Origin of the sequence: Nonomuraea sp. NPDC059023, from assembly GCF_042740095.1 — a bacterium.
Classification (GTDB): Bacteria; Actinomycetota; Actinomycetes; order Streptosporangiales; family Streptosporangiaceae; genus Nonomuraea.
Window position 1 is genome coordinate 97,943 of the sequence record NZ_JBHYIO010000017.1, and the last position, 19,324, is coordinate 117,266.

General features: G+C 69.5%; 19 protein-coding genes. 10 read left to right on the forward strand and 9 right to left on the reverse strand.

Translation table 11 applies throughout. The annotated features are described in order from the left end of the window. Positions 1-16 precede the first annotated feature (16 nt). The 4 genes from ACFWYW_RS27770 to ACFWYW_RS27785 all read right to left on the reverse strand — a co-directional run bounded on the left by ACFWYW_RS27770 (position 17) and on the right by ACFWYW_RS27785 (position 3,619). The gene (locus ACFWYW_RS27770) at positions 17-1,534 is read right to left on the reverse strand and encodes a glycoside hydrolase family 13 protein (RefSeq protein ID WP_379614883.1); all 1,518 of its coding nucleotides are present in this window, start codon (positions 1,532-1,534) and stop codon (positions 17-19) included. Between the two features lie 17 nt (positions 1,535-1,551). After that, positions 1,552-1,932, reverse strand: coding sequence for a globin (locus ACFWYW_RS27775; RefSeq protein WP_379614885.1), 381 nt, complete (start codon positions 1,930-1,932; stop codon positions 1,552-1,554). Between the two features lie 16 nt (positions 1,933-1,948). Then, on the reverse strand, positions 1,949-2,860 hold the full coding sequence (locus ACFWYW_RS27780; protein WP_379614887.1) for a mechanosensitive ion channel family protein: 912 nt from the start codon (positions 2,858-2,860) through the stop codon (positions 1,949-1,951). A gap of 504 nt (positions 2,861-3,364) precedes the next feature. Beyond that, the gene (locus tag ACFWYW_RS27785; RefSeq protein ID WP_379614889.1) at positions 3,365-3,619 is read right to left on the reverse strand and encodes a hypothetical protein; all 255 of its coding nucleotides are present in this window, start codon (positions 3,617-3,619) and stop codon (positions 3,365-3,367) included. Between the two features lie 297 nt (positions 3,620-3,916). On the opposite strand from ACFWYW_RS27785, the gene ACFWYW_RS27790 reads away from it, so the two are divergent. From ACFWYW_RS27790 to ACFWYW_RS27810, 5 genes are all read left to right on the forward strand, one after another. After that, positions 3,917-5,470, forward strand: coding sequence for an XRE family transcriptional regulator (locus tag ACFWYW_RS27790; RefSeq protein WP_379614891.1), 1,554 nt, complete (start codon positions 3,917-3,919; stop codon positions 5,468-5,470). Further along, a complete protein-coding gene (locus ACFWYW_RS27795) occupies positions 5,467-5,955 on the forward strand; it encodes a GNAT family N-acetyltransferase (RefSeq protein WP_379614894.1) in 489 nt (162 codons plus the stop codon). Before ACFWYW_RS27790 ends, ACFWYW_RS27795 begins: the two co-directional genes overlap by 4 nt. 233 nt (positions 5,956-6,188) lie before the next feature. Beyond that, complete coding sequence (locus ACFWYW_RS27800; RefSeq protein WP_379614896.1) at positions 6,189-7,478, forward strand: DMT family transporter; 1,290 nt, start codon at positions 6,189-6,191, stop codon at positions 7,476-7,478. Between the two features lie 260 nt (positions 7,479-7,738). Beyond that, the gene (locus tag ACFWYW_RS27805) at positions 7,739-9,388 is read left to right on the forward strand and encodes a tetratricopeptide repeat protein (RefSeq protein ID WP_379614898.1); all 1,650 of its coding nucleotides are present in this window, start codon (positions 7,739-7,741) and stop codon (positions 9,386-9,388) included. Positions 9,389-9,415: 27 nt separating this feature from the next. Further along, a complete protein-coding gene (locus ACFWYW_RS27810) occupies positions 9,416-9,868 on the forward strand; it encodes a hypothetical protein (protein ID WP_379614900.1) in 453 nt (150 codons plus the stop codon). An 82-nt stretch (positions 9,869-9,950) separates the two neighbouring features. On the opposite strand, the gene ACFWYW_RS27815 is transcribed toward ACFWYW_RS27810, so the two are convergent. Genes ACFWYW_RS27815 through ACFWYW_RS27830 form a run of 4 tightly spaced genes read right to left on the reverse strand, consistent with a single transcriptional unit; the run spans position 9,951 to position 13,757 of the window. Continuing rightward, a complete protein-coding gene (locus tag ACFWYW_RS27815) occupies positions 9,951-10,988 on the reverse strand; it encodes an ABC transporter ATP-binding protein (protein WP_379614902.1) in 1,038 nt (345 codons plus the stop codon). Continuing rightward, positions 10,985-11,794, reverse strand: a complete 810-nt coding sequence (locus ACFWYW_RS27820) for an ABC transporter permease (protein ID WP_379614904.1) — start codon at positions 11,792-11,794, stop codon at positions 10,985-10,987. Before ACFWYW_RS27820 ends, ACFWYW_RS27815 begins: the two co-directional genes overlap by 4 nt. Further along, positions 11,791-12,684 carry an ABC transporter permease gene (locus ACFWYW_RS27825; RefSeq protein WP_379614906.1) on the reverse strand — a complete coding sequence of 298 codons (894 nt, stop codon included), beginning with the start codon at positions 12,682-12,684 and terminating at the stop codon, positions 11,791-11,793. The genes ACFWYW_RS27820 and ACFWYW_RS27825 overlap by 4 nt, the downstream gene beginning before the upstream one ends. After that, positions 12,681-13,757, reverse strand: coding sequence for an extracellular solute-binding protein (locus ACFWYW_RS27830; protein ID WP_379614908.1), 1,077 nt, complete (start codon positions 13,755-13,757; stop codon positions 12,681-12,683). The genes ACFWYW_RS27825 and ACFWYW_RS27830 overlap by 4 nt, the downstream gene beginning before the upstream one ends. Before the next feature lie 292 nt (positions 13,758-14,049). Between ACFWYW_RS27830 and ACFWYW_RS27835 the strand changes: the two genes are divergently transcribed. The 5 genes from ACFWYW_RS27835 (at position 14,050) to ACFWYW_RS27855 (ending at position 18,804) form a co-directional block, all read left to right on the forward strand. Further along, on the forward strand, positions 14,050-15,480 hold the full coding sequence (locus ACFWYW_RS27835) for an aldehyde dehydrogenase family protein (protein WP_379614910.1): 1,431 nt from the start codon (positions 14,050-14,052) through the stop codon (positions 15,478-15,480). A gap of 94 nt (positions 15,481-15,574) precedes the next feature. Beyond that, entirely contained in the window at positions 15,575-16,471 is an 897-nt protein-coding gene (locus ACFWYW_RS27840; protein WP_379615091.1) for a CoA transferase subunit A, read from the forward strand. Further along, positions 16,468-17,259: a CoA-transferase subunit beta gene (locus ACFWYW_RS27845; RefSeq protein ID WP_379614912.1), complete on the forward strand. Its 792-nt coding sequence runs from the start codon at positions 16,468-16,470 to the stop codon at positions 17,257-17,259. The genes ACFWYW_RS27840 and ACFWYW_RS27845 overlap by 4 nt, the downstream gene beginning before the upstream one ends. Further along, the gene (locus ACFWYW_RS27850; RefSeq protein WP_379614914.1) at positions 17,256-18,074 is read left to right on the forward strand and encodes a citrate/2-methylcitrate synthase; all 819 of its coding nucleotides are present in this window, start codon (positions 17,256-17,258) and stop codon (positions 18,072-18,074) included. The genes ACFWYW_RS27845 and ACFWYW_RS27850 overlap by 4 nt, the downstream gene beginning before the upstream one ends. Positions 18,075-18,198: 124 nt before the next feature. After that, positions 18,199-18,804 (forward strand): hypothetical protein, encoded by a 606-nt coding sequence (locus ACFWYW_RS27855; RefSeq protein WP_379614916.1) that lies wholly within the window; start codon positions 18,199-18,201, stop codon positions 18,802-18,804. 6 nt (positions 18,805-18,810) lie between these two features. On the opposite strand, the gene ACFWYW_RS27860 is transcribed toward ACFWYW_RS27855, so the two are convergent. Next, the gene (locus tag ACFWYW_RS27860; protein WP_379614918.1) at positions 18,811-19,311 is read right to left on the reverse strand and encodes a GNAT family N-acetyltransferase; all 501 of its coding nucleotides are present in this window, start codon (positions 19,309-19,311) and stop codon (positions 18,811-18,813) included. Positions 19,312-19,324 lie beyond the last annotated feature (13 nt).

Consider the following 19,324-nt stretch of genomic DNA (forward strand, 5'->3'; position numbering starts at 1 on the left):
GACGCCCGCGGGCTGTCTAGGGGCGGTGGAGCCAGGCCGCCGTGTCGGGCGGGAGCAGGCCGCCGTCGAGCGGGCCGCTCGACAGAAGCACGCTGTCGTACGGCGGAAGCCGCACGGATTCCAGGCCGCAGTTGAGCACGCAGGTCAGCGGGCCACGGGTAAGGAAAAGCGCACCTTCGGGGGAATCCAGCCACTCCAGGGTGTATGGCAGGGAACGTAGGAGGTCACGGCGAGTGGTCAGGGCTTGGCGGTAGAACTCAAGGGTCGAGGTGGTCTGCCCGGTCTGGGCTTCCGCGCTCAGTTCGCCGAAGGCTTCCGGCTGGGGGAGCCAGGGCTTGACGTCGCCGGGGGAGAAGCCGAACGAGGCGCCGCCGGAGGTCCAGGGAATCGGCACGCGGCAGCCGTCGCGGCCGGGGAGCTTGCCCTCGGACTGGCGGAAGACCGGGTCCTGGCGGGCTTCCGGGGGAAGATTCTTCACCTCGGGGAGGCCTAGTTCCTCCCCCTGGTAGAGGTATGCACTACCGGGCAGGGCAAGCATGGTGAGCAATGCGGCTTTTGCCCGCTTGAGGCCGGTGCCCGGGTCTTCGGCGTCGTAGCGGGTGCGGTGCCGTACGACATCGTGGTTGGACAGCACCCACGTCGCGAACGGGACCGTCGCCATCGTCTCGTCGATCACCTTCTTGAACGCCGTCGGCGACCACGGCGCCTGCAGCCACGCGAAGTTGAAGCTCTGGTGCAACTCGTCCGGGCGCACGTACTGGGCCAGATCCTCAGCCTTGTCCGTCCACACCTCGCCGACGGCCATCCGCTCGCCGGGGTAGGAGTCCAGGACCTTGCGCCACTGCCGGTACACCTCGTGCACCTCCGGCTGCCCCCACACCGGCGAGACCGACGTGAACGACTGGTCCTCGACGTCGGGCAGCCCCTCGGCCTTGTACAGGCCCATGGCCACGTCGATGCGGAAGCCGTCCACGCCGCGATCCAGCCAGAACCGCAGGACGTCCAGGAACTCCGCGTGCACCTCGGGATCGCGCCAGTTGAAGTCCGGCTGGCCCGGCGCGAACAGATGCAGATACCACTGCCCGTCCGCCACCCGCGTCCACGCGGGCCCGCTGAACGTCGACTGCCAGTTGTTCGGCGGCAGCTCCCCGCCCTCCCGGAACAGGTAGCGCTCGCGCCGCTCGCCCCGCAGCGCCTCCCTGAACCACGGATGCCGGTCGGAGCTGTGGTTCGGCACGATGTCCACGACCACCCTCAGCCCGAGCTCGTGCGCGTCGGAGACCAGCGACTCGAAGTCGCCCAGCGTCCCGAACAGCGGATCGACGTCACGGTAGTCCGCCACGTCATACCCGCCGTCGGCCATCGGAGAGGTGTAGAACGGCGTCAGCCAGATCGCGTCCACACCCAGATCTCTGAGGTACGGCAGGCGCTCCCGGATCCCGGGGAGGTCGCCGACACCGTCACCGGAGGCGTCGGAGAAGCTGCGGACGTAGATCTCGTAGACGATGGCATCACGCCACCAGGGGATATCCATGTGGCGTGTCATGCCCGCTATGTCGGAGTGTTCACCATGCTGTGCGCCGCGTACACCAGATAGTCCCAGAGCCGCTTCTCCAGCTCCTCGGTCAGCTCCAGATCCTCGACCGCGTCGCGCATGTGCCGCAGCCAGGCGTCCCGCGCGGCCACGTCGACCTGGAACGGCGCGTGGCGCATGCGCAGCCGCGGATGGCCGCGCTCCTGGCTGTAGGTCGTCGGCCCGCCCCAGTACTGGATCAGGAACCCGCGCAGCCGGTCCTCGGCGCCGGCGAGATCCTCCTCCGGGTACATGGGCCGCAGCAAGGGGTCCTCCTTGACGCCCTCGTAGAAGCGGTGCACGAGGCGCCGGAACGTCTCCTCGCCTCCGACGGCGTCATAGAAGGAAATCTCAGTCACGGTATAAGCCTAAGTGTTAGGGAGCGATGGCTATTCCCGCCGCGTCCAGGGCGGCCTTGACCCGGAGCCTCAGCTCGCGGGCCACCTCGGCCTGGCGGGACGGCAGCGTCTTGGCCGAGACCCGGAAGACCAGCGAGCTGTCCGACAACTGCTCCACGCCGAAGACGCTCGGCTCCTCCACGATCACCGACTCGCGGTACTCGGGGTCCTCCCACAGCTCCGCGGTGACCCGCTGCAGCACTTCGCGTACTGCGGCGACGTCGGAGTCGTAGGCCACCGGGACGTCCATGTAGGCGCGCGACCAGCCTTGCGACTCGTTGCCGACGCGGGCGATGGTGCCGTTGCGCACGTACCAGACCCGGCCGTCGGCGTCGCGCAGCCGCGTCACCCGGAGCGTGACCGCCTCCACCGTGCCCACGGCGGCGCCCACGTCCACGACGTCGCCGACGCCGTACTGGTCCTCCAGCAGCATGAACATGCCCGCGATGAAGTCCTTGACCAGCTCCTGCGCGCCGAAGCCGATCGCCACGCCGAGGATGCCGACGCTGGTGAGCAGCGGGGCGATGGGGATGGTCAGCCGGTCCAGGACGGTCAGGACGGCGGTGCCGATGATGACGATCGAGGCGATGTGCTTGAGCACCGAGCCCATGGTCTCGGCGCGCTGCTTGCGGCGCTCGCTGAGGAGGGCGTCGATGCCGTCGGTGGCGGCGCCGTTCTTACGGAAGCGGCCGGCGATCGGGGTGGTGGTGGAGGCCCGGTTGACGACCCGTGCGATCAGGCGGTGCGCCAGATTGCGCACCAGCAGAGCCAGGACCAGGATCAGCGCGATCGTGATGACCGTCGCCAGAAGCGGCGCGAAGGAGCCCACCGGAAGCAGGTCGTAGAGCAGGCTGCAGAACGACCCGTCATTCGTGCACGCCTGGCTCACGTCGTTGATGAGCTTCGCCGGGCTGATGGGCGACGACGTGGAGCTCGGGGAGGGCGATGGCGTGGAAGACGGTGGAGCCAGCAGTAGCACGAGGTGGATCCCCTCCGGATGCGGTTCGGTCGACGGTCACTAATGAGCAAATCGCCTCAAAAGATACCGCCGACCGAACCGGCCGCCGTCACATCACGCCGGGGAAGACGGGGTCGCCAGGGCCCGGGGCCGCGGAGGGCGGGCTTGGCGCTCCGGTGACGGACGGCTCGGACGGGACACACACCCGGAAGCATGTCCCGTGCCGTTCTCCGGGAGGGATCCCCCGATACACCCTCCGGTTCGACCCGGAAGGCGGTCCAAGCGTTACGAACTGAGAAAAGGGGCCGGAACCGGCGAGATGCCCAAGGATTCCGCAAACGGAAACCCTCCGCACCGGGCACCCCGCCGGCTCCGAGAGGCCGCGCTGGGCGCGGTGAGCCGAGGTGGCTGCGCTCCACCCGGATCACCGCATGGTCACTCCCCCACCGCGGCGAGCACGCGTGCGACCTTGGTCGCTGCACCGGCCGGATCGTCGGCCGTATGCATCCGTTCGCCCCATGACCAGCAGTACCACCAGTCGGGGACGTCGGCGTTCGGCCGGCAGGTGACGTTTTCGGACAGGCTGGTGGCCGCTGGATTGATGACCCGTACGAAGAGCCGGCCGGACTGCGTCCGCACTACTCTGGCGAGCAGCCCGTGGCCGCACAGTTCCGCCACGAGCCTCTCCAAGTGTCCGACGTTGTCGCCTCCCACCTCGATGCCTCCCTTGAATCGTTGCTGGTGAGCAAAAGATGACTCAAGTCTGCCGGTGACGCAACGAGGCCCCCCTGTGCACAGGGAGCGACCTTCTCCCTAGTGGGTTGTAAGAAACAGTCCGCGGGGGGACGATCCTTAACCGTAAGCTTCAAGAGGACGTTTTCAACCTGTCATTAATGGGCCATAGTTCTTGGTAGGCGCAGTGCTATCTTCGGACTACGCTGCGTCAGCGGTAGCGGACCCGTCGGGACGTGTGTGAGAGGGGCCGGGATGTCCGGCAGACAGCACAGGGAAACGGAAATGGCACGGCGGATCCGGGCCAAGGGCCTCGCCGCCGGCCGTACCGCTGCCCAGATCGCTGAGGAGATCCACGAAGCCTGTGAGCCGCAGTTCGGGACGACCAAGATCAAAGGTCATCGCCTGAGCCACGGCATCGCGCTGGCCGACGTGATCGAGCAGGTGCGCGCTCTGTTCGAGCGAGATGAGAAGCCGCCGCCGGGCATCGGTGAGACGTTGTTGTCGGCATACGAGAGCGGGCTCAAGCGGCCCGGACCCGAATACCTCCATTACCTGTGCAGCGTCTACCGGGTCGAGCCCAAGTCGCTCGGCTACGACGGCCCCTGCATCTGCGGCCACGGGCACCGGATGCCCGGCGTGGTCCGCAGCGAGACGGTCGACACCATCGAGATCGACCGCCCGCGCGACATCTGGGTTCCGGCCTCATCGGCCGGGCCCACGGACGAGGTCGGCGAAGAGCACGAGAACGTCATGCGCAGGACGTTGTTAACGCTGCTGCGCGGCGACACGTCGCTCAGGCTCGACGCCCAGATCATCGGCGCCGCCGAGGGCATCAGGAGACGGATGGACGAGATGCTGGTCTCGTCCACCGTCTCCGCCAACATGCTCGACCAGTGGGAGGACGCCACCCTCGCGTTCGGCCGGCAGTACACCACGACCGCCCCGCTGCGGCTCCTGTGTGACGTGCTGCTGGAGCTGAGCGCGGTGCGCGCCGCGATGTCGTGCAGGCAGCCGATCGACCTTCAGGAACGGCTGTGCCGCATGGCCGCCCAGCTCGCCGGGCTGAGCGGCATGATCATGATCAACCTGGGCGACCACCGGCTGGCCCGATCCTTCTTCCGCACCGGCCGTACCGCGGCCGACGAGACGGGCGACCGGGCCCTGCGCGCGTGGGTCACCGCTCGCGAAGCGCTCGTACCCCTCTATTACGGCGACGCCCGCGAAGCGCTCAACCTCGCGAAGAAGAGCCGCGACCTGGCCGGCCAGACGTCCTGCGCGGCGCAGGCCATGGCGCCGGTCGTCGAGGCCCGCGCGCTCGCCATGATCTCCGGCACCGACAGCAACAAGGAGATCGTCGACCAGGCCAAGCGCGCGCTGACGCGGGCCAGGAACGCCTTCGCCCACATGAAGGCGCACGAGCAGGAAGACGTCGCCTTCGGCTACACCGAGAAGCAGCTCTACTTCTACCAGGGTGACGTCCTCACCAAGCTCGGACAGACGCTCGAAGCGGAGGTCGTCCTCGGTCAGGCGCTCGACAAGTACTCCGACCACATCCTCGACCAGACGCTCATCCGCCTGGACCAGGCGCAGTGCCGCCTGATCGAGGGGGATGTCGACGAAGCCCTCAAGATTGGCACGGCCGCTCTCAAGAAGCTGAGCGACGAGTACCGCACCGAACTCGTCATGCGGCCCGCTCTGCAGTTGGAGCAGTCCGTGAAAGCCAGGAAACCCAACCACCCCGATCTGCCGGGCTACCAGAGTCAGCTCTACAAGGCATCCGTCGGGGAAGGGAGCAATGGTGCATGAACCTGAAGATCAGGCGCTACCGCTGGTCTGACCTTGACACGATCCTCGCCCTGCACCGCATCTGCCTCGCGGAGGTGGGCCTGGTGCCGGGCGACGGCGTCTACTACGACGACGACTTCCCGCGTATCCAGGAGATCTACCTGGCATGCGGCGGTGACTTCCTCGTCGGCGAGGTCGACGGCCGGGTCGTGGCCATGGGCGGCATCAAGCCCGTCGACGCCGGCATGGCCGAGATGTGCCGCCTGCGGGTGCATCCGCAGTTCCAGCGGCGCGGGTTCGGCCGGGCCATGGTGCAGGCCCTGGAGGCGCGGGCACTGGAGCTCGGCTTCCACAGTGTCCAGGGCGACACCACGCTCAACCAGAAGGCCGCTCTGGCGTTGTACTTCGCGCTGGGGTGGCAGGAGGTCTCACGGCGGCGCGTAGGGTCGCTGACCGTCGTGTTCATCGAGAAGCGCCTCACCTCCGCGGCCGTCGCGGACCGCTGATCCGTCCTTCTCCGGGCGCCAGTCACCACTGGCGCCCTTTCCATGTCCGGGGACGCCTGGGAAGAGATGCCCAAGGTGGGCGAGGGAATTGTGGGGAATGGACGATTCGCCAAAGGAGCCGGGTAGGGCTGTGCGGACCCGTGAGTGAGGCCCTTCACTCCGAGTGGTAGAGGAGCATCACCAGCTCCGGGCTGTACACCGACGGCTGCTGATTGTAGTGCCATGCTTTTCCCATGGCAGGCGTGCCCGCTCCCCGACCCCTCCTGGGAGCCGTGCTTCTGTTGTTCGTCAGCGCCGCTTGGGGGTCGGCGTTTCCGCTGATGAAGGACCTCATTCACCGGTTACCAGTGGAGGATCTGCTCGCCGAGCGATACACCATCGCGGCGATCACTCTCGTTCTCCTCCGGCCGGGGTGTCTGCGGGGGCTATCGCGGTCCACCTGGACCAGCGCGATCGTTCTCGGGGTGATGTTCGGTGTGGGGCAGGCGGCCCAGGCGGTCGCGCTGGAGAGCCTGCCCTCCTCGGTGTCCGGCTTCGCGGTGGGGTGCAGCGTGATCATCACGCCGCTCCTCGCGCTGGCGCTCTTCCGGGTCCGCGTCCCGACGCGGGTGTGGATAGGGGTGGCGCTGGCGATGGCGGGGATGACGGTGTTCACCCTGCTGAGCGGGGCCGAGGACCACGAGCTATCCATTGTCGCGCTGGTCGTCACGCTCGGAGCGGCGGCGCTCTACTCGGGGCACACGCTGCTGCTGGCGCGGGTGTCCAGGGCCGGGCAGGGCTTCAACGCCTATGCCGTCACCGTCATCCAGCTGGCCACGATCGGCCTGTCCACCGGCGCCTTCGCGGCGCGGGACGGGATCGTGCTCCCGGCCACCGGGGGCGACTGGATGATCCTGGCGCACCTGTCCGTGGTGGCGTGCGCGCTGGGCTTCCTGGCACGTTCCTACGGGCAGATCCATGTGCCGGCGGTGCCGAGCGCGGTGCTGATGTCGTCGCAGCCGCTCTGGGTGGCGGCGATCGCGGTGCTGTGGTTCAGCGAGCCGGTCGGGATGAGCCTGATCATCGGCGGCGGGCTCATGGCGGGGGCGATGCTGCTCGTCGTGCCCGGCCGCGGCGGCCCGCCGATGACGGGCGAGGTGGCGAAAACCGAGCAGTCCCCGCCGGGCTCCGACGCCGGGCTGCTGCGGGTCTCGCGCCGCGCGGCGAAGGTCCTCGCGGACCTTCGCGTCAAACGCGACGATCCACTCAAGTTGGTCCGTACGGCGCTGCCGATCGTCCCGGTCAAGGCGATGGCCTGCGCGGAACGGGAGTCGTGTCCATGGAACAACCGAGCCGTCAAGGGCAGCGGCGAGCCGAGCCTCGACCGCCTGCTCCAGCGTGCCACGGCGATCGTCCGGGCACGTTCGGCCTCGGGACCGGGGTGCTGCCAGTCGGTGACCTTGCTGGGTCGCTGCCTGTGCACGCTCATCGAGGAAGCCGAACAGCAGAAGGTCACGGCCGCAAGCTGGTTTCGGCCCAACTAATCAACAAATAACGGCCAATAAGCTACAGCAAGTTCTCACCTATTGGCCTCCGGCTTATTCCTTATAAATCTTGATATTCGGTGGAGTGTCCGAATAATGGTGAATTACCCCGAACTAGAGAGGTACACCATGAAGCGCATCGTCGTCCGTAAGCCGGGAACCGCGAAGCTTACCGGGACCTCCAGCGTCATTCACCAGGGGTGATAGAGAACAGGTCCCATCTCAGGGTTCAGGGTGCACCACCGGCCCGAGTAGACGACATGGCGCTGCTGGTGCCGCCGATCGACGCGCACCGGCTGCCTCATGGTCCCTATACCGTCGGGGCAGCGCTACTGCACCACCTCGTGCCGGCCGCCATGGAACGTTCCGAACGTCTCGTGGCGGCCCACGACATCGAGATCCGTGCGGCCGCGCCCGGTCTTCGCGACCGGGTGCCGGCCCGTCGGGTGACGCTCGACGCCGAGCTGCCCGACGACGAGCGGATCCTGGTCCCCGCGCCCCGCCGTACGCTGAGGATCGCCAACGGACTGGCGGAGTTCGTGCGCGCGGCCGCTCCGCCCGGCGGCGCCGTCGTGGTGTGCAACGCGGCATGGGCCGACCCCACCGACGCCGAACTGCTGAACGTGCTGATGCGCAGGGTTCCGGCGGAGGTGCTGAGCTTCACCGTCTACGAGGACGGTCCCGAACATCCCGGCGACGAGCGTGACGCCGAGGAGCTGTGGCGCCTCGTCGATCGGTGCGTGCGGGAGGGGTTCCTGCACGCGGTGGTCGAACTGGGCGAGCGCGGCATGGACCGCGCCCCGGCCGGAAGCGCCCTGTGGTGGCGCTTCGCCCAGCGCACCGCGACCGCGCTCGGCGGGCTCGGCCGTACCGGGGAGGCGCGGGCACTGTGGGAGCACGTGCGGCGCGTGAGCCAGGATCCGGCCGTCCACGCCGCCGGCGCGTACGGCACCGCCATGCTGGACGCCCGCCACCCCGATCCCGCCCAACGCGACCTGGGCCGGGCCCGCGCCTGGCTCAACCAGGCGATCGCCATCTCCACCCTGCTGCCCGACCCGGTCGAGCGCGCCTTCAAGCTCGGCTTCGACCGCAACGGCCTGGCCCTGGTGGAGCTGCGGCTCGGCAACGCCGGGCGGGCGCTGGAGCTGGTGGAGTCGGCGCTTCAGCTGGCCAAGGAACTGGGGGAGCGGCACCCGGTGCACCGGATGGTGCTGCTGGCCAACCGCGCGCAGTTGCTGGCCGGAGCGGGCCGTACCCGTGAGGCGCTCCAGGACTACGACGCGGCGATCGCGCTGGACCCCGCCTTCCCCGACTACTACGTCGACCGCGGGAACCTGCGCTTCCGGCTCGGCCGGTACGCCGAGGCGCTGGCCGACTACGAGGCGGCCATCGAGGCGGGCCCGCCGCTGCCCGAGGCGTACTACAACCGGGCCGAGCTGCGCCTGGCCGAGGGTGACGAGGAAGGCGCCCTGGCCGACCTGGGCCACGTGATCGTGCTGGATCCCGGCTACCTCGACGCCTACATCAACCGGGCCGGGCTGCTGGCCGCCGCCGAGCGGGACGAGGAGGCCAGGACCGATGTGACGGCCGGGCTGCTGCTGGCGCCGGGCAACCCGCACCTGCTGGCGGTGCTCGGCCAGCTGGAGACGTCCGCGGGCCGGTACGACGCCGCGCACGAGGCGTTCGAGCTGGCCGTCGCGGCAGCGCCCGAACTGGCCGCGGCCTGGGCCAACCGGGGCGTGCTGCGCTACGAGACGGGAGATCTGGAGGGCGCGGTGGCCGACCTGACGCGGGCGCTGGAGCTGGAACCGCAGGCCGACGTACACGCCAACCGGGCCGTCGCGCTGCGCGAGCTGGGCCGGGTCGCCGAGGCCGCCTGGGACGAGAAGCGGGCCGCCGACCTCGCGTAGATCACGATGATTGGCCATGATGGGGCCATGCGGGGGCGGTGGGCGAGGGCGGCGGCGGTCTATGCCGCGCTGGGGCTGGTGTGGTGGGCCAGTGTCGAGCTGGTCTACCAGGCCGTCGGCTGCGAGGAATGGGGATGCCTGGCCACGCTGCTCGGGTCCCAGGCGGCGGTCTCGGCGGCGGTGCTGGTCGGGGCCGGGTACCTGCTGCGGCTGGTGAACGTGGCGCGGGCGGCGGCGACCGGGTGGCTGACCGCGGTGCTGGTCGCGCTGGTCCTGCTGGGGCAGTGGGTGCTGCCGGTGTGGACCGATACGGTGCCGGACAGCGTGTCGGCGGTGGTGGCGTTCGGGCTGAGCGGGGCGGCCGCGGCGGTGGTGACTGAGCGGGGGCTGCCGGGGTGGCTGCGGGTGCTGGTGCTCCTGGTCGTGGGGGCTGCGGTCCCGGTCACGCTGGCGTGGGTACTGGCCACCGGGAACGGCTGACCGGGCGATCGGGGTGAACGCCGGGAGGTCAGGTGATCGCCGGGCGGTCGGGTGATCGCCCGGCGGGGCCGTACTGGAAATGTCAGGCGGGGAAGACCTGGACGTGCGCGTCGGCGACGCGCACGCGGACCTCGTCGCCCGGTGTGAGGCCGGATGCCGCGCGCGAGGAGATGTCGGCGAAGACCGTGGCGGGGTGGCCGTTGACCTGGACCTGCGTGTAGACGCGGGTGGTGGCGCCGAGGAAGACGGTGACGTCCACGGTGGCGTGGGCACCCTCGCCCTCGCCTTCGCGGGAGAGTTCGACGTCCTCGGGGCGGAACATGGCGAGGACGCGCTCCGACGGCGCGGGCACGTCGAACGCGCCGCCCGCGCGCACCCTGCCGTCGACCGCGGACAGTTCGAGCGTGTTGCGGTTGCCGACGAAGCCGGCGGCGAAGCGGGTGGAGGGCGCGGTGTAGATCTCGGCGGGCGGGCCGCACTGCTCGATGTCGCCGGCGTTCATCACCGCGACGCGGTCGGAGATGGCCAGCGCCTCGGCCTGGTCGTGGGTGACGAAGACGGTGGTGATGCCGACCTGGTGCTGGATGCGGCGTACCTCGTCGCGCAGCCGGGTGCGTACCTGGGCGTCGAGGGCGGACAGCGGCTCGTCGAGCAGCAGCACCTCCGGGCCTGGCGACAGGGCGCGGGCGAGCGCGACGCGCTGCTGCTGGCCGCCGGACAGCTGGTTCGGCAGCCGGTCGCCCAGCTGGTCGAGGCCGACGAGGGCGAGCATCTCGTCCACGCGCTCCTGCGTGCGCCTTCTCTCCTCCTTGCGCACGGTGAGCGGGAAGGCGACGTTGCCGCGGACGGTGAGGTTGGGGAAGAGGGCGTAGGACTGGAAGACCATCCCGATCGGCCGCTTCCTGACCGGCACGCCGGACATGTCGGCCCCGCCGATGGTCAGCCGGCCGCTGTCGAAGGCGGTCAGGCCGGCGATGCAGCGCAGCAGCGTCGTCTTGCCGCAGCCGGAGGGCCCGAGCAGCGCCAGCATCTCGCCCTGTTCCACGTGGACGCTGACGCCGTTGAGGGCGGTGTGCCCGGAAAAGCGCTTGGTGATGCGGTCGAGTACGACATGGCTCATGAGATGGTGTTCCCTCCCATGCTCGCGCTCACCCGGCCGCGGCCGAGCCAGACGACCAGGGCGGACAGCGCGAACAGCAGGCCGAAGGTGAAGATGGTGACGACGGCGAGCGCGTTGGGGTCGCCGAGCGTGCGGGAGACGAACTGGCGGGCCGACCACAGCGGAAGCGTCTCGAAGCTGACGCCGGTGAGGATCTTGGCCAGCGCGAACTCGTTCATGGCGGTCGCGATGACCAGCAGCGCGCCGGAGACGACGCCGCCGCGGATGGCCGGCACGATGACCTTGACCAGCGTCCGCATCGGGCTCGCCCCGCACGTCGCCGCGGCCTCGCTCAGCTGTACGGCTCCCGCCGCCAGCAGCGAGCTCTCCACCGCCCGGTACATGAACGGGAAGGCGATCGCCGCGGTCGAGGCCGCCAGCAGCCAGAACGTGCCGAACAACTGCGGCGCCAGCGACTTGGTGACGAGCTGGATGCCCGCCCCCACGACCACCCACGGGATCGCGAACGGGATGACGGCGATCGTCTGGATCATCGAGCCGATGCGCGGATTGTGCACCACCGACCAGTACGCGGCGGGCACGACCAGCACGATCTCGATGACGACCACCACGGCCGACAGCAGCAGCGAACGCCTGAGCGCGCCGACCACGTCCGGCTTGGCGAAGACGTTGATCCAGTGGCTCAGCGTGTAGCCGTCGGGCAGCGGGGTGTCGGTCCACCGCGTGGCCACCGAGTAGAGCAGCGCGGCCAGCAGCGGCAGGCCGAAGTAGACGGCCAGCAGGCCGAGGAAGACGCGTCTGGTCACAACCACCTCGCGGCGCGCTTGAGGCAGAGCCGGTAGAGCACGGTGGCTCCGATGGCCAGGATCATCAGCAGCACCGACAGGACGGCGGCGCGGCCGAGGCCGAAGACCGAGGTCTCCAGCGTGGTGCCGATCTGCAGGGTGATGAGCTTCTGCGAGCCCGGTGAGGCGGCCACCGCGTACGCGACGGCGTAGACCCCGATGGTCCAGGTGAAGACGAGCAGCCAGCCGGCGATCACGAACGGCGACAGCACCGGGATGCCGACGTACCGCCAGAACTGCCACCGGGTCGCCTTGCAGACCTCGGCCGCCTCCTGCCAGTCGTCCTTGAGTACGCTCAGCGCGGGCAGCGTGAGCAGGACGAACATCGGCACGTTGAAGTACAGGTAGACCAGGTTCATGCCGTTGAAGGAGCCGGTCGAGGGGAACGGGTTGCCCTCGATGCCGAGCAGCGCCTTCAGAATGAGCGTCAGCATGCCGGTGGAGCCGATCAGCGCGACGAAGCCGAAGGCCAGGCCGATGCCGGCGAAGTTCGACGCCACGTTCATGAGCGAGAGCCAGAAGGCGCGCCCGCCCAGCCGCATCCGGGTGATGAGCCAGGCCGCGGGGGCGCCGAGCGCGGTGGCCAGCGTGGCCTGCACGACGCCGAGCGCCAGCGAGCCGCCGATGGCCTGGCGGTCCACGGGGTTGCTCGCGACCTTGGTGATGTGCTCGAAGCCGAGGCCGCCGTCCGGCAGCGCGAAGCTCTCGTACACCAGCATGATCGCGGGCAGCACCAGCGTGGCCGCCGTGAACAGCAGCAGGGGCAGCGCCGGCCCCCATCTGATGAGGAATCTGCGGGGGGACGACCGGCGGGTGAGGATCGCCGGTCGTCCCTCTACGTGGGAGGTCACGCGAGAACCTTGGCCTCCCAGTCGGCGACGATCGTCTCGACGTTGACCTTGGTGATCTCGATCTCCTTCACGGGGGCGTACGCGCTCTCCGGCAGCCAGTTGGCCTTGGCCTCGTCCGGGACCTGGAGGTCGCCGTTCAGGGCGCGGATGGGGCGGGCGCCGAACTTGGCGAACAGGAGCTGGGCCTCGTCGGACAGCACGTACTCGAGGAAGCCCTTGAGGAAGTCGCCCTTCTTGGTGTTGTACCTGTTGATGATCAGGCCGGAGGGCGACCAGACGGAGCCGTCGGCCGGGATGATCACCTCGACGTTGACGCTCTTCTCCTTCAGCGCGGCCTTCTGCGCGATGCCGTTGAAGTCGTAGTTGATCTGGATGGGGGCCTCGCCCTTCTCCAGCGTCTCCTCGCTCATCTTGACGTCGCTGAGGTTGCCGGCGTCCTTGAGCTTCTTGAAGTAGCCATAGGCCGGGGCCAGGTTCTCGGCCGAGCCGCCGTTGGCGACCGCGGCGGCCACGACCATGGCCTGGCCGGTGCCGGACGAGGCCGGGTTCTTGGTGGAGATCATGCCCTTGTACTCGGGCTTGAGCAGGTCGGCCCAGCTCTTGGGCGGGTTCTTGACCTTGTCGGTGTTGACGACGAAGGCGGGCGCGCCGACGAAGGTGGCGACCCAGCCGCCCTTGCCCTTCTGCCAGTCCTTGAGCTTGGCGGCCGACGGCGGCTGGTAGGCGGGCACCACGCCCTTGGCCTCGGCGACCGGGCCCCACATCAGGCCGATGTCGCTGGCCGTGGCGATGGGGTTGGCCTTCTCCGCGTCGATGCGGACGATCTCCTCCGAGGAGGACATGTCGGTGTCCTTGTGGGCGCAGGTGCCGCTGTGCTTGGCGCAGAACGCCTTCACCACCTCGCCGTAGTTGGCCCAGTCGGGGGCCAGGCCGTACGTGGGCAGATCCTTGCCCTGCTCGGCGATCTTCGCGGCGTCCGGTGCGGCGGCCCAGTCGTAGTCACTCGCGCCCGCTCCGCCACAGGCCGTCAGCGCGAACAGGGATGCGAGAGCAACCCCGATACGAAGTTTCATCCTTTATCTACCCTTCTGAGGGATTTCGCACCGAATGCTGGCTTATGTCGGATATCCCTCGGGCTTCAAGGAGGTGAATTCGGGGTGAACTCGCGCCTTGCCATCGAGAGGGGTGGCTTTCGGCATGTCTAGTCCAGGTGTACGGCCCGGCCAATGTGTGATTTGCCTATGGCGGCCATAGGCAGAGGCATATAGCCGCTGTCTATCGGGGGCATCAGGCTTATCCCCCTTGTCCGGAACATCCCTGGCAATGAGGCTTTGCCGTACTAGACCATGAGAGGAAAGGAACTCGATGGCGACGATCCCGAGTCGCTACCTGCTCAACCACATCGGGGGCGAATGGCGTGCCCCCGAGAGCGGGCAGACCCGGCCGAACATCAACCCGGGCGACGTCTCCGACCACATCGGGGACTTCGCCGAGTCCGGCGGCGCCGACGTCGAACTGGCCGTCGAGGCGGCCGCCGCGGCCATGCCGGCGTGGAAGGCGCTCGGGCCGATCAAGCGGGCCGAGTACCTGCGGGCCGCCGAGCGCCTCATCGAGGAGCGGGCCGAGGACTTCGCCCAGGCGATCACCCGTGAGCAGGGCAAGCTGCTCAAGGAGGCCCGCGGCGAGGTGAAGCGGGCCCTCGCCATCCTCGACTTCACCGCGGGGGAGGGGCGCCGGCTCAAGGGCGAGACGCTGCCGGCCGAGGAGCCGCGGACGTTCGCCTACACCTTCCGCGCGCCCATCGGCGTCGTCGGGCTGGTCACGCCGTGGAACTTCCCGCTGGCCATCCCGATGTGGAAGGTCGCGCCCGCGCTGCTGGCCGGGTGCGGGGCGGTGCTCAAGCCGTCGCCGTTCACGCCGCTGACCGCGGCGCTGCTGGTGGAGGCGTTCGTGGACGCGGGTGTGCCCGCCGGGGTGCTCAACCTCGTGCAGGGCGACATCGCCGCGGGTGAGGCGCTGGTCTCCCATCCGCGGGTGGCCGGCATCAGCTTCACCGGATCGCTGCCGGTGGGCCTGGCCATCCACACCGCCGGCGCGCCCCGCCTGCTGCGCACGCAACTGGAGCTCGGGGGCAAGAACGCCGTGCTGGTGCTGGCCGACGCGGACCTCGACAAGGCGGTGAAGGCCACGGCGTTCGGCGCCTTCGGCCAGTCCGGGCAGCGGTGCAGCGCCACCTCACGGGTCGTCGTGGACAAGGCGGTCAAGGAGCAGTTCCTGGACAAGCTGGTCGCCGAGGTCGCCCAGATCAAGGTCGGCGCCGACATCGGCCCGGTGATCAACGAGGCGCGCATGCAGGCCTGCCTGGACGCGATCAGAACGGCCCAGGAAGCCGGCGCGAAGGTCGTGGCCGGCGGCGGGCGCGCTCCCGGCAACGGCTTCTACGTCGAGCCGACCGTGCTGCGCGACGTGCCGTGGGACAGCGAGATCGCCCAGGAGGAGATCTTCGGGCCGGTGCTCTCCGTGGTCGACTGCGACGGCTTCGACGACGCCATGCGCATCTCCAACTCCGTCAAGTACGGCATGAGCGGCACCATCTTCACCCAGGACCCGGCCCTCATCTTCGAGGCGCTGGAACGCTTCGAGGCCGGGATGCTGCACGTCAACCGGCCGGGCGTGGGCGCGTACGCGCACCTGCCGCACATGGGCGCCAAGCTGTCGCAGTTCGGCGCACCCGAGTGCTCGCCGCAGGTCTGGGACTTCTACACCGAGTGGCGGTCGGCGTGCGTAAGTTACTGACCGCCACCGAGGCCGTGTCCCGGTTCGTCGAACCCGGCTCGGTTGTCGGGCTGAGTCGATGCGCGTGGGCAGAACATGGACGGAAGTCGTGAGTATGGGAAAGGTTCTCGCGGCCGAGGACGCGGTGGCGCAGTTCGTGCGGGCGGGTGCGGTTGTCGGGATGGGGGGCCAGAACATCAACCGCTGCCCGATGGCGCTGGTCCACGAGGTGATCAGGCAGGGGATCGGCGGGCTCACCGTGGTGGGCTGCAACCTGTCGCTGCCGCTGGACATGCTGGTCGCGTCCGGGCTGGTCGCCCGGACCGAGCAGGGCACGGGCAATCTTGAGCGGTACGGGACGCTGTTCGCCTGGCGGCGGGCGGTGGAGCGGGGTGAGGTGTCGGTGGGCGACCACTCCCACCTGGCCATGGCCACGCGGTTCGCGGCGGGGGCGCTCGGGCTGCCGTTCCTGCCGACGCGCAGCCTGCTCGGGACGGATCTGCTGGAGGACCTGGTGACCTCCGGGGTGGCCGTCGAGTCGGTGGACCCGTGGACGAACAAGCCCGTGGTGCTGCTGAAGGCGTTGACGCCGGATGTGGCGGTGATTCACGCGAATCGCGCTGATGTTTCCGGAAATATCGTGATCGAGGGGGTTACGTCGCATGAAGTGGACATGGTCCGGGCGGCGCGCGTCACCATCGTCTCGGCCGAGCAGGTACTGCCCGCCGGCGCCTTCGCCGACCGGCCCGAGCAGGTGACCATCCCCGAGGCGTACGTCACCGCCGTCGTCGAGCAGCCCTTCGGCGCCTTCCCGACCTCCGTGTACCGGGCCTACGACTTCGCCGAGGCGGAGATCAAGGAGTACCAGGCGCTGGGCCGTACCGGGGACGGGGAGTTGCGCGCGTGGATCGCGGCCAACCTCGGCGGCAGTTTCGACGACCACCTCAAGACCCGCGACGCGTCCGGCGCCCTGCGCGACGGCCTCGTGGAGCAGATGCGGAGACTGGTGTGAGCGACGTGAGCCGGGGAGGCGGCGAGGCGCTGCCGCGCGAACTGCTCGTGGTCGAGGGCGCCCGGCAGATCCGCGACGGCGACCTGGTCATCGTGGGCACCGGGCTGCCGCTGCTGGCCGCCACCCTGGCGCAGAAGACGCACGCCCCCGAGGCCAAGCTGGTCATCGAGTCGGGGGTGGTGTTCCCCAAGGTGGTGCCCACTCCGGTCTCGGTCGTGGACCCGAGGCTGATGCGCGGCGCCGCCCGGCACGGCTCGCTGTTCGAGGCGCTCGGCGGGCTCGTGCAGCGGGGGCTGGTCAGGACCGGATTCCTGGGCGGCGCGCAGGTGGACGAGTACGCCAACATCAACTCCACCTGGGTCCCCAGGCCGGACGGCTCGCAGGTGCGGCTGCCGGGCAGCGGCGGGGCGAACGACATCGCCAGCCATTGCTCGCAGGTCGTCATCCTGACAAATCATGAAAGGCGGCGGTTCCCGGCCCGGTGTGACTACATCACCAGCCCGGGGTTCCTGGGCGGGCCGGGGGAACGAGCCAAAGCCGGGCTCGGCCCGCTGCGCGTCAAGGTCGTCACCGATCTGTGCGTGATGGAGGCCGAGGACTCCGCCCTCACCGTCACGGCGCTGATGCCGGGCGCGACGGCGGATGCCGTACTCGAGCACACCGGCTTTATCCCGAAATTTCGTGAATCGCTGGACCTTGTGGTCCCGCCGGACCCCGAGGAGATCCGCCTCCTGCGCGAGGAGATCGACCCGGCATGTGTGTACTTCCCAGAGAGGAAACCCCGTTGACCGACAAGAAGCCTTTCGCCTGGGAAACGGCGATCGCCTGGAAGAACAAGGACCGCATCGTCGTACGCGGCTACGACGTCAACGAGCTGACCGGCAACATCTCCTTCGCCGAGCACTTCCACCTGGTGCTGAAGGGTGAGCTGCCCACGCCCGAGGTCGGCAGGATGACCGACGCGATCATGGTGAACATGGCCGAGCACGCCATGTCCCCCTCCTCGGCCACGGTCCGCTTCGCCACCAGCGGCGGCGCCGAGCTCAACTCCGCCGTGGCCGCCGGCGTCGCCGGCATCGGCCGCCTGCACGGCACCGCCGACCGCCCGGCCGAGCTGTTCCTGAAGGTCGCCGCGCGGGCCGAGGCGGAGGGCATCGCCGACACCGAGGCCGCCGCGAAGGTCGTCGCCGAGATGCGCGCGGTCAAGGAGCGCATGCCCGGCTTCCACCACGCCCAGCACATCCGCGACCCGCGTACGGTCCGCCTGATGGAGCTGTCGGACAAACTCGGCGTCACCGGCCGGTACGTCACGATCGCCCGCGCGATGGAGGACGCCACCGAGGCCGTCTTCGGCCGCCGGATCTGGATCAACGGCCCCGGCGCCATGGGCTGCATCGGCCTCGACATGGGCTACGAGCCGCCGCAGCTCAAGGCGTTGTTCATCGTGTGCAGGTCGCTGTCGCTGTGCGCGCACTCGATCGAGGAGATGACCAGGGAGAAGGGCTGGCGCGCCTCGTCGAACTCGCACATGGTCCAGCCGCTGGACCTGGCGATGCAGGGTCCGGACAACTACGACGGTCCGGCCGACCGCACGCTCGGCTAGCCAGTGGTGACGCCTGGGACCAGTGGTGTCCATTAGCGGACAAAGGGCACTCTGGGCCTCCGGGGAGGCGATAGCGTGATCGCTTCGGGGTCGGGGGGCTTCGCGCTCAGGCCTGGAGGCACGCATGGCGGTGAGGTCTGCCGTGTCCGCGGTGATCTCGATGATGATGGCGTTCGGATTCGGGACGGTGAGCGGGTGCGGCCACGCCGACCGGCCGGGCGCCCGCGCCCCCGAGACCGCCGCCCTGTCCTTCCTGCCGCAGGTCGCGGTGCCCGACCTCGTGGGGCGCCCGCTCGCGGTGGTCCAGCGTGAGGTGCAGGGCCTCGGTCTGGTCCTCGCGCCGAAGGGTATCTCGCCGCTGTCGGTCTGCCGCCCGGACGAGGTCTGCCACATCTTCGCGGTACGGCCCGCCCCCGGCACCAAACTCGCCTGGGGCGCCAAGGTCGAGGTCTCGTTCCTGACCGCCGCCGAGTCCCGCTTCTACCGCGAGCACCCCCGCATGCCGCGCGTCGTGGGCCGGAGCGGCGCCTGGGCGGCGATCGTGTTCAAGCCGGTCATGGGCCTGGTGGACGTGGCGACCCAGCCCGAGCGCGGCCTGCCGCGCGGCACCGACCGGGTGCTGCTCCAGTCACCGCAGCCGGGCACGCCGCTGGTGTTCGGCCAGCCGGTCAAGTTCGTCGTGGGCGAGAGCCGTGGCGGCAGGCCGTGCGGCGTGCGCTGGTGGTGCTGACGTCGATCAACCGGGCCGGCGATCACTTCCGTAGAGGTGCACCCGCCGGCCTCGGTAGTCGAGGTCACGCAGGTGGCGGTGGCCGATGCGCTCGGCCACCGAGACCGAGCGGGTGTTTCCCGGCAGGATCAGCGAGATCACCTCTTGGGCGCCGAGCTCGGTGAAGCAGTAGCTCAGGGCGGCTTTGGCCGCCTCGGTGGCGTAGCCCTTGCCCCAGTGCTCGCGGGCCAGGCACCAGCCGACGCCCAGTCCGGGGAAGCCGTGGGGCTGCCAGGGGCCCGCCCGGCCGACGAAGCGGCCGCTCGCCTTCTCCACCAGTGCCCAGTGCGAGTAGCCGAGGATCTCGCGATGGCCGATGAACGTGGCCAGGCTGCGCCAGGCGTCGGCCGGTGAGGTGCCCACGGACTCGGCGAGCCCGCCGGCCACGTCGGGGTCGGCGAGCATGGCGGCGTAGGCGTCGAAGTCGGATCCGGTCAGCGGACGCAGAATCAGCCGTTCAGTTTCCATGATCCCAGTATTG

Excerpts from the sequence above, each read along its gene's own strand:
- ACFWYW_RS27770 (WP_379614883.1), bottom strand. The coding sequence starts at position 1,534 with ATGGATATCCCCTGGTGGCGTGATGCCATCGTCTACGAGATCTACGTC.
- ACFWYW_RS27790 (WP_379614891.1), top strand. The coding sequence starts at position 3,917 with ATGTCCGGCAGACAGCACAGGGAAACGGAAATGGCACGGCGGATCCGG.
- ACFWYW_RS27795 (WP_379614894.1), top strand. The coding sequence starts at position 5,467 with ATGAACCTGAAGATCAGGCGCTACCGCTGGTCTGACCTTGACACGATC.
- ACFWYW_RS27800 (WP_379614896.1), top strand. The coding sequence starts at position 6,189 with ATGGCAGGCGTGCCCGCTCCCCGACCCCTCCTGGGAGCCGTGCTTCTG.
- ACFWYW_RS27805 (WP_379614898.1), top strand. The coding sequence starts at position 7,739 with ATGGCGCTGCTGGTGCCGCCGATCGACGCGCACCGGCTGCCTCATGGT.
- ACFWYW_RS27810 (WP_379614900.1), top strand. The coding sequence starts at position 9,416 with ATGCGGGGGCGGTGGGCGAGGGCGGCGGCGGTCTATGCCGCGCTGGGG.
- ACFWYW_RS27815 (WP_379614902.1), bottom strand. The coding sequence starts at position 10,988 with ATGAGCCATGTCGTACTCGACCGCATCACCAAGCGCTTTTCCGGGCAC.
- ACFWYW_RS27830 (WP_379614908.1), bottom strand. The coding sequence starts at position 13,757 with ATGAAACTTCGTATCGGGGTTGCTCTCGCATCCCTGTTCGCGCTGACG.
- ACFWYW_RS27835 (WP_379614910.1), top strand. The coding sequence starts at position 14,050 with ATGGCGACGATCCCGAGTCGCTACCTGCTCAACCACATCGGGGGCGAA.
- ACFWYW_RS27840 (WP_379615091.1), top strand. The coding sequence starts at position 15,575 with ATGGGAAAGGTTCTCGCGGCCGAGGACGCGGTGGCGCAGTTCGTGCGG.
- ACFWYW_RS27855 (WP_379614916.1), top strand. The coding sequence starts at position 18,199 with ATGGCGGTGAGGTCTGCCGTGTCCGCGGTGATCTCGATGATGATGGCG.
- ACFWYW_RS27860 (WP_379614918.1), bottom strand. The coding sequence starts at position 19,311 with ATGGAAACTGAACGGCTGATTCTGCGTCCGCTGACCGGATCCGACTTC.